Annotated in this window: 12 protein-coding genes; 3 read left to right on the forward strand and 9 right to left on the reverse strand. The window is 75.5% G+C overall.

Features of this window, described 5'->3' with window-relative positions:
• The first annotated feature begins 14 nt into the window (after window positions 1–14).
• Entirely contained in the window at window positions 15–1058 is a 1044-nt protein-coding gene (locus BI06_RS41450) for an aminoglycoside phosphotransferase family protein (protein ID WP_043477571.1), read from the forward strand.
• 57 nt (window positions 1059–1115) lie between these two features.
• Here BI06_RS41450 and BI06_RS41455 read toward each other — a convergent pair whose 3' ends face one another.
• From BI06_RS41455 to BI06_RS41465, 3 genes are all read right to left on the reverse strand, one after another.
• Window positions 1116–2351 carry an acyl-CoA dehydrogenase family protein gene (locus tag BI06_RS41455; RefSeq protein WP_043477289.1) on the reverse strand — a complete coding sequence of 412 codons (1236 nt, stop codon included), beginning with the start codon at window positions 2349–2351 and terminating at the stop codon, window positions 1116–1118.
• A 718-nt stretch (window positions 2352–3069) separates the two neighbouring features.
• Window positions 3070–3564, reverse strand: a complete 495-nt coding sequence (locus BI06_RS41460; protein WP_030396879.1) for a hypothetical protein — start codon at window positions 3562–3564, stop codon at window positions 3070–3072.
• Between the two features lie 819 nt (window positions 3565–4383).
• Window positions 4384–4620 (reverse strand): DUF397 domain-containing protein, encoded by a 237-nt coding sequence (locus BI06_RS41465; RefSeq protein ID WP_037781797.1) that lies wholly within the window; start codon window positions 4618–4620, stop codon window positions 4384–4386.
• Between the two features lie 290 nt (window positions 4621–4910).
• On the opposite strand from BI06_RS41465, the gene BI06_RS41470 reads away from it, so the two are divergent.
• The gene (locus BI06_RS41470) at window positions 4911–5450 is read left to right on the forward strand and encodes a PTS-dependent dihydroxyacetone kinase phosphotransferase subunit DhaM (protein ID WP_078880463.1); all 540 of its coding nucleotides are present in this window, start codon (window positions 4911–4913) and stop codon (window positions 5448–5450) included.
• A 179-nt stretch (window positions 5451–5629) separates the two neighbouring features.
• Window positions 5630–6559 carry an NAD-dependent epimerase/dehydratase family protein gene (locus BI06_RS41475; RefSeq protein WP_043477292.1) on the forward strand — a complete coding sequence of 310 codons (930 nt, stop codon included), beginning with the start codon at window positions 5630–5632 and terminating at the stop codon, window positions 6557–6559.
• 34 nt (window positions 6560–6593) lie between these two features.
• Here the strand turns inward: BI06_RS41475 and BI06_RS41480 are convergent, their stop codons facing one another.
• From BI06_RS41480 to BI06_RS41505, 6 genes are all read right to left on the reverse strand, one after another.
• A complete protein-coding gene (locus BI06_RS41480; protein WP_030396883.1) occupies window positions 6594–7082 on the reverse strand; it encodes an NUDIX domain-containing protein in 489 nt (162 codons plus the stop codon).
• Window positions 7083–7147: 65 nt separating this feature from the next.
• A complete protein-coding gene (locus BI06_RS41485; protein ID WP_043477295.1) occupies window positions 7148–7774 on the reverse strand; it encodes a NeuD/PglB/VioB family sugar acetyltransferase in 627 nt (208 codons plus the stop codon).
• A gap of 26 nt (window positions 7775–7800) precedes the next feature.
• Window positions 7801–8580: a sugar transferase gene (locus BI06_RS41490; protein ID WP_233290519.1), complete on the reverse strand. Its 780-nt coding sequence runs from the start codon at window positions 8578–8580 to the stop codon at window positions 7801–7803.
• A 42-nt stretch (window positions 8581–8622) separates the two neighbouring features.
• Window positions 8623–9807 carry a glycosyltransferase gene (locus BI06_RS41495; protein WP_051742912.1) on the reverse strand — a complete coding sequence of 395 codons (1185 nt, stop codon included), beginning with the start codon at window positions 9805–9807 and terminating at the stop codon, window positions 8623–8625.
• On the reverse strand, window positions 9800–10642 hold the full coding sequence (locus BI06_RS41500; protein WP_051742913.1) for a polysaccharide deacetylase family protein: 843 nt from the start codon (window positions 10640–10642) through the stop codon (window positions 9800–9802). The genes BI06_RS41495 and BI06_RS41500 overlap by 8 nt, the downstream gene beginning before the upstream one ends.
• Before the next feature lie 300 nt (window positions 10643–10942).
• Window positions 10943–11215 (reverse strand): hypothetical protein, encoded by a 273-nt coding sequence (locus BI06_RS41505; RefSeq protein WP_149030651.1) that lies wholly within the window; start codon window positions 11213–11215, stop codon window positions 10943–10945.
• Window positions 11216–11792 lie beyond the last annotated feature (577 nt).

The following is an 11792-nucleotide window of genomic DNA, read 5'->3' on the forward strand; positions in this document are numbered from 1 at the left end:
CCACCCGGACCGCGCTGGGACTGCGCCCGGCCGAGACCGCCGGCCCCCGCCTGCCCGGCGCCCGGATCCCCGCCGTCCGCCCCGGCGACGGCCGGCTGCTGCGCCCGCCGACCCGGCCGGGCCAGCCCGTGTCGCAGGAGCGGATCGACCCCTCCGCGCTCCAGACCCCGGCCGTCCGGGCCGCCCTCGCCGGGGTCGCGCGGATATGCCCCGCCTTCACCCCGCGCCAGGTGCTGCGCGAGGGGAGCCGCCACATCCTGGTGGCGGGCACCATCGGCCGGGCGCCGGTGGTGGCCAAGTGCCTCGCCCCGCAGGCCGTGCGGAGCGAGTACTTCGAACAGCTGGTCGCCGACTTCCACCACGAGGTCGCGGTCTACCGGGCCTTCGTGCGGCACCGTCCGCCGGTGCGGCTGCCCCGGCTGGTGGCCGCCGACCACGACCGCTGCGTGCTGGTCATGGAGCGCGTCCCCGGCCGGCCGGCGGCCCGGGAGCGCCACCCGGTCAACGCCCCGACGCCCGGCGAGGTGCGCGCGCTGCTCACCGCCGTCCGGACGCTCAACCTGTGGCGTCCGCCGACCGACGTCTTCCAGCCCCGGCTGGACTACCAGCTGGAGATCGCCCGCTACCACTCGGTGGGCCAGCTCACCGACCGGGACGCCGGCGACCTGCGCGGTCTGCTGCACGGGCTCGGCCACGGTCCGCTCCAGCTCTGCCACGGCGACGCGCTGCTCAGCAACATGCTGCTGGCGCCGTCCGGGCCGGTGCTGGTCGACTGGGAGCAGGCCGGCTGGTACCTGCCCGGCTACGACCTCGCGGTGCTCTGGAGCGTGCTCTCCGGCGACACCGCGGCCCGTCGGCAGATCAGCCAACTCGCCCAGAGCGGCGGCACGATGGCCCGGGACGCGTTCCTGGTGAACCTGGTGCTGGTGCTGATGCGGGAGATCCGGCTGTACGACGTGCCGGGCGCCGGCGAGGAGCAGCGGATCATGATCCGCCGGCTCTACGACGACGCCGCGCTGGCCCGCCGGGCGGTCCGGGCCGCCGTCGGGACCAGGTGAGACCCGTCCGGGCCGCCGCCGTCCGGTGCTCCTCCGGACGGCGCCCCCGCCGACCGGTCAGTGCCGCGCGCCGCGCTCCAGGGCGGCCCGACCGGCGGCCTCCAGGACGGCCTCGTCCGGGGCCAGATGGACCCGGCTGCTGAGCACGTCCCGCAGGTACCGCTCCAACGGGTGACGCCGGCTCAGCCCCGGGTTGCCGGTGAGCGAGACGGCCTGCTGGACGGCGGCCGTCGCCGCCCGGGTGGCCAGCAGGTGCGCCGGCCCCGTCCGGGCCACCGCCTCCGGCTCGGCCCGGTCCACCCGCGCGGCCAGGCCGTGGACGAGCTCCTCGGCACCGATCAGCTGGGCCTCGATCTCGCCCAGCGCGCTGCGGTAGCGGGGCAGGCTGCCGAGCGGCTCGGTCAGATTGGCCGGAGTTCGCTGGTGCAGGAAGCGCACCAGCCAGTCCTGGGCCGAGCGGGCCACCCCGACGGCCACCGCCGAGAGCGCCAGATCGTGCCAGGCCCGGGCCAGTTCGGCCGCCGGAACGGCAGCGGCAGCGGAAGCGGCCGCTCCCTTTCCGGCACCGCTCCCGGGCGGGTTCAGGCCGAGGGCGAGTTCGGCCGGTACCCGCACCTCGTCGAGGACCACGTCGTGGCTGGCACTGGCCCGCAGGCCGAGCTGGTCCCAGGTCGGGTCGACCTCCAGGCCCTCGCTCTCGCCGCGCACCAGGAAGGTGCCGGTCCGGGGCACCGGTTCGTCCGTCCGGGCGGTCACCGCCATCCAGGCGAGCGCCTCGGCGCCGGTGCAGTACGTCTTTCGGCCCGTCAGCAGCCAGGCCTCGCCGTCCCGTCGCGCCACCGTGGCCGGCGGCTCGCCCTCGCGGCTCCCGGGCTCCGCCCGCAGGGTGTTGACCAGGGCCGGACCGCGCCGGGACTCGGTGAGCAGCCGCCGGTAGCCGGCCGTCGGCCAGGCCGCCGTCCGGGCCTGCTCGGCGTGCTGGAGCAGGGTGAAGGCGGTGACCACGGCCACCGAGGCGTCCCCGCGCCCGAGTTGGGCCAGGACCCGGACGGTGTCGGCGAGCGTGCCGCCGGGACCGCCGTAGCGGGCGTCGACGGTCAGGGTCAGCAGTCCGGCCTCGTGCACCGCCTCTATGCCCTGGTACGGGAAGGTCGCGTCGCGATCGTGCTCCTCGGCCCGGGCGGCCAGCAGGTCGACGACCCGGGGCAGCCCGGCGAGGGCGGCCTCGACCGGGGACGGCGCGGGGTCGGGGGACGGGACGGCGGGTGACTGGTCGGCAGCGACGGTACTCATGGGGCTGGGGCCTCCGGGGCGGCAGCGTGGGCTCGGGGTCCGCACCCGGCGGCGGGGCTCGGGCCCGGTGCCGACGGCCGGCGCGGCCACGCCTCCGCTGTCGTCGGGGGCTCGGCCGTTCCACTGTCGGCGCCGGTACCCCCGTCGGCTGGTGCGGGGAACGGCGGGCGGCACGCCGGGACGGGCGCGCGGTACCTGGTGGCGGCCCGGGACTCCGGCTCGATGCCCACCCCGGGACCCGGGGCCCGGCACAGGGGCCGCCCCCGGATCGGCGCCGGCCGCTCGGCCGGCCGCCCGCCGCCTCGGGGACGAATCCCCCTCAGTGACCCGGACACGCCGCGCTGGCGGTGCGCCGCAGGTCGAGGTAGCTGCGACGGGTCAGCAGCGGGAGACGGCACGGCATGTTCGCGACTTTACGAAGCCGTGATCGAAGCCGTCAAGCAGCGCCCGAGGCACGGACCGGGCGGAGCGGCCCAGGTCGGGGCCGAACTCGCGCCGGACACCCCGGCGGGCGCCGCCGCGGACCTCGCGGCGGACGTCGTCACGGGTGTCGTCACGGGTGTCCCGGTGAACATCCGGGTGAACATCCGGCTCGGCAGCACGCCCGTACCCGCGTCGGACACCTCGACGGATGTCCCGACGGGCACCCCGGCGGACGCCCCGGGGGCGGCCGAACGGGAACCGGAACGCTGCCCTCCGGGCCATCGGCCCGCCTCGGTCAGCCCTGCTGGAACATGTCCGCGGGCAGCGGCTTGAGCAACTGGTAGAGATCGTCCGAAATCGGCCGGTCCCAGGAGGCGATGGTGACCTGCACGCCGTCACTCCGGCCGAACTGGGCACAGAAGACCCGGCCCTCGCTGACCTTGACCTTCTTCACGATCAGCAGATCGTCCCCGAGCATGACGGGGAAGTCCTCCGCCGAGACGAAGTCGACCGGTTCCTCGTTCTCCAGGGCCGCGAGCAACTGGCGTACCTCGAAGGGCACGCTGTCGCCGGTCTCGCGGGCCGGCGAGCCCTCGGGGAGGTTGCCGATGAACATCGCCGGGCCTCTGCCGCCGAACAGGTCGTAGCGCAGGAAAATCCCCTGGCAGGCGCCGTCCGGGCCGGTCATCATGGCTGCACCGAAGTCACCGGGCCAGTCGCCCGGGTCCATGGCGAGCACGTCGAAGTCCGGGCCGGTGGGCTGACCGGAGCGACGGCGGAGAAAAGACATGGGAACATCGTACGTGCCCGCCACACCGCGCTCGCGGGGTGGGTGGGGCGCCGGACGGAGATCCACGCTCAGAGACCAATGTTGACTCTGAGCAACCGTCCGGGCTACGTTCGGTTCAGCACGGCAGCCGTTCTGGGTTTCACCCTCCGGGGGGACGGCCTGTCGCAACGCGGCCCTACACGCGTTTCCCTCACTGTGCACACCGTCGTGCCGAGCACCCAGCTCCGCCGTCGCGCCGCACAGCACACAAGCCAACAGTTCCATGTTTCACAGGCAAGGTCTGCGGGGCCCCGGCCCGTCGCTCCCGCAGACCTGCTCGGGACGCCGCCGCGTGGGGGCGTGCGGGTCCCGAGCACGGTGCCGCCCCTGAGTCGCTCTCGGGGACCGGCGCCATCCTCCCGGCGACTGCCGGCCCCTTGTGGGCCGGGACCGGCCGACGCACCCCCGGTGCGCAGAGGGATGACTGGGAGGAGGCTCGGCAGCGCTGCCGGGTCGCACAGCAGGCGCCGTGTCTGGCCGCGTGGGGGCGGTGGGCACGGCGTCTGCCTGTGCTCATACTCTGAGCTGCGTTTGTCCAGCAGTCAACAGAAATTATGACGGGGCACGTTCAAATGTGATCGGAATGATGACGGCCGGAGACCTTCGGGGACGTACGACCGTCCCCGGACACCCCTGAGGGGTATCCGTGTGCCGACCCGAGTGCCGACCGTGTGCCGACCTGGTACCGAGTGCCGACCCGGATGTCCGAGTAACCGGCCGGGTGCCGACCCGGCGGCCCGGACCGGCACCCGGCGAGAGGCCGCGGCCCCTCGGATCCGGTCAGGTGAGGTCGAACTCGCCGTCCCGCGCGCCGAGCACGAAGGCCCGCCACTCCCCCGGCGTGAACACCAGGATCGGGCCGTCCTCCTGACGGCCGTCCCGCATGCCGATGTACCCGTCCACGAAGGCGATCTGGACGTCCCCGACACCCTGGCTGCTGAAGAGCCAGGTCGCCCCGGTGAAGTCCACCTTCGGCTTGCCGCTCGCGGCGAGCTCCACCACCTCGGTCGCCTCCACCCCGGTCCCGCTGTTGGCTGCCACTGCTGCTCTCTCCTCCCGACGGCCTGAACGCGCCCAGCCTAGTCACCGGCACGGTCCCGGTCAGCGGGATCACCAGGTCTCCACCGGCCGGAGGGGGCGGGCCGACGGCGGCGGGGCGGACGCCGCCCCGCACGCCCCGGCGCACCCCCGGGGGCGCGTGTCCCGCGCGGGCGCGCGGCGGGCGAACTGCCACAGTGTGGGGAAGTCCCCGCCCCGGGGAGCCCCCAGCCCGGGGAGCCCCCGCCGAACGCCCCGAGGAGCAACCGATGAGCCGCCGGGACGGCACCCGCGCCGATGTCATCCCCATCTCCGAGGCCGCCTCGGCGCAACCACCGGCGCCCCGCACCCCGCCCGCGCCCACCCCGCTGCCCCGGCCCACCCCAGGCCGTCCGCCCCTGCACGGCCGGGTCGGGGTCGTCCTGGTGTCGCACAGCCAGGAACTCGCCAACGCCGTCCGCGCCCTGGCGCTCGCGCTGACCCCCTCCACCGCCCCCGCCCCGGTGGCCGGCACCGGCGGGGACCTCGTCGACGGACCCGGCATCAGCGCGGTGCTCGTCGCCGCCGCCACCCGCCGGGTCGACCAGGGGCACGGCGTGGTCGTGCTGGCCGACCTCGGCGGCGCGGTGACCACCGTCCGGGCGCTGCTCGCCGAGGCCGACGAGCACGGGCTGCCGTTCCCGGTGCGGTTCGCCAACGCCCCGTTCGTCGAGGGCGCGGTGGCCGCGGTGGCCACCGCCACGGCCGGCGGCGACCTCGCGGCGGTGCTGGACGCCGCCGAGGAGGCGTACCGCCAGCCCAAGGGCTGACCGGGGTCGGGGCGCCGCCGGGGGGCCGCCGGGACGGGGCCGCCGACGCCTCCCGTGGCCGCTTCCGGCCGCCCGCGGCCGTTCTCGGCGTTCCGGCACACGGCGGGTGACCGCGCGGCTACCATCGGCGCGGGGCCGGCCGAGCGGGCCGGGTCGTCGCGAGGGGGGGAACCTCAGCCATGCGTGTGGTCGTCACCGGCGGAGCCGGATTCATCGGGGCCAACCTGGTCCGGGCCCTGCTCGCCCGGCCCGAGGTGGACCAGGTCCGGGTCGTGGACAACCTCTCCACCGGGCAGAAGGCCAACCTGGTCGGCACCGGGGCCGTGCTCCACGAGGGCACGATCCTCGACCCGGAGCTGCTGGACGAGGCCTTCGCCGGTGCCGACGCGGTGGTCCACCTGGCCGCGCTGCCCTCCGTACCGCGCTCGGTGGCCGATCCGCTGGCCAGTCACCACGCCAACGCCACCGGCACCCTGGAGGTCCTGGAGGCCGCCCGCCGCGCCGGGGGCCTCTACGTGGCCGCCGCGTCCTCCTCCTCGGTCTACGGCGCGAACCGGGAGCTGCCCAAGCGGGAGACCATGCGCACCGCGCCGATGAGCCCGTACGCGGTCAGCAAGCTCGCCACCGAGGCCTATCTGGCGGCCTACCACCACTGCTACGGGCTGGGCGTGCTGCCGCTGCGGTTCTTCAACGTGTTCGGCCCGCTGCAGCCCGCCGGGCACGCCTACGCGGCGGTCGTCCCGGCCTTCCTGGACGCCGCCCTCGCCGGGCGGCCGCTGACCGTGCACGGGGACGGCGGGCAGAGCCGGGACTTCACCTTCGTCGGCACCGTCACCCAGGTGATCACCGACGCGGTGCTGCGCCGGGTCGTGAGCGCGGACCCGGTGAACCTCGCCTTCGGCACCCGCACCTCGCTGCTGGAGCTGGTCGGCGAGCTGGAGTCGGTGCTCGGCCACCCCGTCGAGGTCGCGCACACCGAGCCCCGGCCGGGCGACGTCCGGGACTCGCAGGCCGACAACGCGCGGCTGCGCGAGCTGTTCCCCGACGTCCGCCCGGTCCCGCTGCGCGAGGGCCTGGAGCGGACGGCGGCCTGGTTCCGCACCCTCTAGGTGTGCTGTCCGGACCGGTCCAGGGCCTGGTGCGTCAGAAGCGCTGTACGCCGTCCCACTGGAAGGCCGTCTCGGCCGCGCCGGACACCGCCCGGTCGATCCAGCCGAGTTCGCGCTCGCCCATCGGCGGCAGCGCGTCCAGCGGGTACCAGCCGACCGCGAGGGTCTCGTCCTCGTCCGCCTCGATCTCCCCGCCCAGCGGGCGGCAGCGGAAGACGACCTCCAGGTACTGCGTCACATCGCCGTTGGGGTAGGTGATGTCCGGCGAGACGGTGAGCGCGACGAGCCGTTCGGCCACGGTGGCGATCCCGGTCTCCTCCAGGCACTCCCGGACCGCCCCGTCGGCCGGCTGCTCGCCCGGGTCGAGGATGCCGCCCGGGGGCGCCCAGTTGCCGTCGTCGGCGCGCTGGACGAGCAGCACCCGGCCCTCCTCGTCGAGGACGACCGCGGCGGCGGCGCTGAGCCAGAGCTTGCGGGGGCCGACGACCGCGCGGAGATCGGCCAGGAACTTCGGAATCGCCATGCCCCGCAGCCTATCGGGGCGCTCGACCCGCCCGTTCGGCACCTGCGGAGCAGCGGGTGGGGTGCTCAGGACCGGCGCAGCGGGCGGGCCGGGGAGCCGACCACCACCTCGCCGGGGGCGACGTCCCTGGTCACCACCGCGGCCGCGCCGACGAAGGCCCCGGCGCCGATCTTGCGGCCCTGGAGCACCACCGCGTTGGAGCCCACGGTGGCGCCGTCGGCCAGCAGCACCGCGCCGGAGACGTTGCCGCCCGGGTAGACCGTCACCCGCTCGCCGAACACCGTGTCGTGGCCGACCGTCGCGTTGTAGTGGACCTGGCTGTGCGCACCGAGCCGGACGCTGCTGGACACGTACGCGCCGCCCATCACCAGGCAGCCCGGGCCGAGCAGGGTGTCCGGGGCGATCAGCGCCCGGGGGTGGACCAGGGTGAACGGCTCCGCCCCCAGGCCGTCCAGCAGGGCGGACAGCCGCTGCCGGACGGCCGGGTCGGCGATGCCGACCAGGTAGCGGGCGCCGGGGCCGAGCTCCGCGGGCCTGCGGACGGGCAGGCCGCGGACGGTGGCGCCGTGCTGGCGGTCGTCGAGGAAGCCCGCGACCGGGACGCCGGCCGCGAGCGCGGTGTCCAGCGCCTCGCGGCCGACGCCTCCGGCGCCGGCGATCCAGAGTGCGGGCGGGTCCGTCGCGGAGGGCATGGGGGCCATCCTGCCGGGTCCGGCGGTCAGGACGCCTCCTCGACGGCGGCGCCGACCGGTGCCGGGCGGGACGGCCGGGCGCGGAGCGGCGGTACCGGCCGCGGCCCGGTGGCCTGCCGGGGCAGGCCGATCACGGCGGGAGCCGGCTCGGGGACGGTGGTGGCCGCGGTGGCCGCGGTGGTGGCAGAGGCGGCCGGGGCCGAAGAGGCCGCAGCGGTGTCGGCGGGCTCGGTCGGCGCCGGGAAGCCCGGGTTGACCCCGCCCGCGGCGGTGATCCCGGCCGGGTTCAGCAGCACCTTGACGGTCAGCAGCAGGATCCGCAGGTCGAGGCCGAACGAGCGGTTCCGGACGTACCAGAGGTCGAGCTCGATCCGCTCCGGCCAGGTGATGGAGTTGCGGCCCTGGACCTGGGCCCAGCCGGTGAGGCCGGGCCGCACGTCGAGTCGGCCGCGCTGGCGGTGGGAGTAGTGGACGACCTGCTCGGGGAGCGTGGGCCGGGGCCCGATCACTCCCATCTCGCCGCGCGCGACGTTCCACAGCTGCGGCAGTTCGTCCAGGCTGGTCCGGCGGAGCAGGTCCCCGAGCCGGGTGATCCGGGGAGCGTCCGGCTCCTCCGGGAAACGTTTGTCCCGCATGGTGCGGAACTTGAGGATCTCGAACTCCTGGCCCAGCAGCCCGGTCCGGGTCTGCCGGAAGAGCACCGGTCCGCCCATGGTGCAGCGGATCAGCAGAGCGATCACCAGACCCAGCGGAATCGCGACGATCCCGGTCAGGACGGTGATCGCGAGGTCCCCCCCTCGCTTCATGACGGTCCTTCCCCTGATGCGGTGGTGTGGTCGTGGGCGGGCTCAGCCGACCGTCCAGGGCAGCCCCTTCGCGCGGGCGACGGCCGCGTAGGTGGCCAGTGAGACGGCGGCGACCGCCCTTTGGTCGAACGCCGCCTCGGCGCGGCGGCGGGCGGCCGTGCCGAGGCGCTCGCGCAGGCCGGGCTCGGTGAGGAGCCGGTCCAGGGCGCTGGTGAGGGCCCGGGCGTCCCCGGGCGGGGCGAGGAGCAGGTGCTCGTCGTGGGTGCCGATCTCGCGGCAGCCCCGGATGTCGCTGAGCACCATCGGGAGGCCGCCGGCGGCGGCCTCCATGGCGGAACGGGAGAACCCCTCCCGGTAGGAGGGGAGGACGAAGACGTCCAGCGCGGCGTAGACGGCGGGCATGTCGGCGCGCGGACCGAGGAAGGCGACCCCGGACTCGGCGCCGTGGGCGTCCGGCTTGTCCGGGTCGTCGGGGCCGATCCAGACGAACCTGGCCTTGCCGGCCAGGGCGCGGGCGGCCTCGGCGTACTCCCCGATGCCCTTCTCGGCGACCCGGCGGCCGACCCCGCCGACCAGCAGTTCGTCCGGCCCGAGGCCCAGCTCGGCGCGCAGCCGGGCCCGGGCGCGGGCGCGTTCGCCGGGATCGGTGGCGAAGCGGGTGAGGTCCACGCCGTTGCCGACCACCCGCGAGCGGCGGGCCGGGACGGCGCGGGCCAGGGTCCGCCGGTCCTCGCCGTTCTGGTACAGCTCGGCGTGCGAGAAGCGGGCGGCGAAGGCCTCCGCGCCGAGCACGAAGGCGCGCTTGGCGAGCGGGTCGTGCGCCTGCGCCCACAGCCCGTGGCAGGTGTTGACCACCACCGGGACCCGGGCCAGCCGGCCGATGACCCGACCGAGCACACCGGTCTTCGGGTTGTGGGTGTGCAGCACGTCCGGGCGGATCCGGCGGAGCACCGCCAGGAGTTCGCGGGCCGCTGCGGCGTCGGCCCGCGGCTCCCAGGCCCGGGTCAGCGCGTGCAGCGGCTCGTGCCGCACCCCGATCGCCGCCAGATCGGGCAGGTAGGGGCCCGGGGCGCTGATCCCGTACGTCTCGAAGCCGGCCTCCAGGTCCACCTTGAGCTCGGTGGCGAGGAGCAGTTGGAGGCTCATGTCGACGGTGGTGAGGTGGGCGACGCGCAGCGGGCGGCCGCCGGGGCCGCGCAGGCGCGGGGGTATCCGGTCCTCAGGCACGGGCGCCCACCGCCTTCGCGGTGGCGACGATCCTGGCGTAGGCGCGCTCGGGGATCAGCCGGCCGTGGAGTTTGGCGCGGAAGAAGTCGATCGGGTCGGTGCGGCGGACCGGCACCCGGCGCAGCCGTACCGGGTCGACCCCGGGGGTGTTGCGGCCGACCTCGCCGGTGGCGGCGGTCCGGAAGCGGGCGCGCAGCGCGGGTTCCATGTGCGGGACCGGCACGCCCCAGGTGTAGGCGTAGTGGCTGGGGCGGACGCCGAGGTGCTGCTCGACCTCGTCGTTGCAGGCGTCCAGCTCGGCGGTGGTGAGCAGCTCGGGGCGGGCGTGGGTGCGGGTGTGGTTGGCGACCGTGCACAGGCCGGAGGCGGTCATCTCGCGCAGCTGCTCCCAGCTGAGCGCGGGGGCGCCGGTGGCCTTGGCGGTCGATCCCTCCCAGCGCATCTCGCCGCCGACGTGGCCGCTGGCCAGGTAGACGGTGAACGGCAGCCGGCGCTCGCGCAGCAGCGGCCAGGCGTTGTCGAAGACGTCCGCGAAGCCGTCGTCGAAGGTGAGGACGACGCCCGGGGTGCGGCGGCCCGACTCGATCCGGTCGGTGGCCTCGTCCAGGGAGACCACCCGGCCGGGCGGCAGGGCGGCGAGCAGGTCGGCCTGGGCGGCGAAGTCGGCGGTGGCGACGTCCAGCTCGTCCGGGCTCCCGCCACCCACCCGGTGGTAGATCAGCACGGTGGCGCCCTCGCCGGGACTGCTCCCGACCCGGCGCGCCAGCTGGCGCTTCACCTGGGCCCGGATCCCCCCGTTGACCGGGGCCGTTCCGGGCACGGCGCTGCCGCTCATCGTTCCCCCCTCTGCGGCACCCTCCCCGGCGCCGGCAAGTGGCCTCGCATCCGGCGCAGTTGGCGCCCCGGACCGACATCACAGTAGGGGGAACTGTGGGGCTGGTGGCCCGGAATTGTGAAAGAAGCGAGAAGGAGTTGGCAGTTGGGCCGAAAACCGGCCGATCCGACCGGATGGATCCGATCGGGAGTTCGGCACGCGGGCCGTTACGGGGAATTCGACAAAACCGCGGGCCGGGCGGCCGGGACAGCTGTTCCGGCAGGCCCTGCCGGTGCGCCGGGGCGTCCTCGGACGGTCGGTTCAGGCCGCCGCGCGGCGGTGCCGGCGGAACACCGCGACGCCGATCCGGCCGAGCAGCAGCACACCGGCGGCGAGGCAGCCCGCGACCGCCATCGCCCAGGCCGGTCCGTCACTGTCCGGAACCACGACCGCGACCACGATGCCCAGCGCGAGGCAGGCCAGACCGACCAGCGCCAGCGGCACCTGGTGGGTGACCAGGGCACCACCGTGCCAGAACCGCGCCATCCGGGTCGCGCCGTGCGGGTGGTGGTGATCACGTTCCGCGTCTGCCATGAGCCCAAGGTACCTCGGGGCCGCCGCCGGAGCAGCCCGCAGGGCGTGACCTTTCGGCCACACCGGGTCACCGTCGACCCGGTCGGCCGGGGCGTGCGCGCGCACTCCGCCGGTGCGCCCCGGCGCGCGCCGGGGTGTCCGTCGCGGCGCCCGGTCCGGCGCTGATCCGGCTCCGGATCCGGCGTCGTCCCGAGTTCGTTCCGGCGCCGTCCCGGGATTGTTCCGGCGCTGCGAAAAAACCTTGCCGGTCCGGTACAACCATCAACGGGGCGTAGCTGTCTCCATTACATTGAGCGATCCAGGAGCCGTCCGCGGTGCGGGTTGGGAGTCCCCGCCGTGGACCGGAGATACCCAGGGGGCGGAGCCGCCGCGCCCTGGAGTCGGAGGCCGGGCTCTGTCCTCCGGCGGTACCGCCACGCCGCATCGGCGACCGAGGGGGAACCGTGCCGCAGTCCCATTCCACGACGACGACCTCCGGCCTCACCGCGCTCAACAGGGCCGTGGTGACCGCCCTGTCGGACCTGCGGCCGCCACCGACCGCCGCACCGCCACCCGCGCCCGGCCCCGCGCGACCGGC

Origin of the sequence: Kitasatospora sp. MBT66 (assembly GCF_000710405.2) — a bacterium.
GTDB classification, from domain to species: Bacteria; Actinomycetota; Actinomycetes; order Streptomycetales; family Streptomycetaceae; genus Kitasatospora; species Kitasatospora purpeofusca.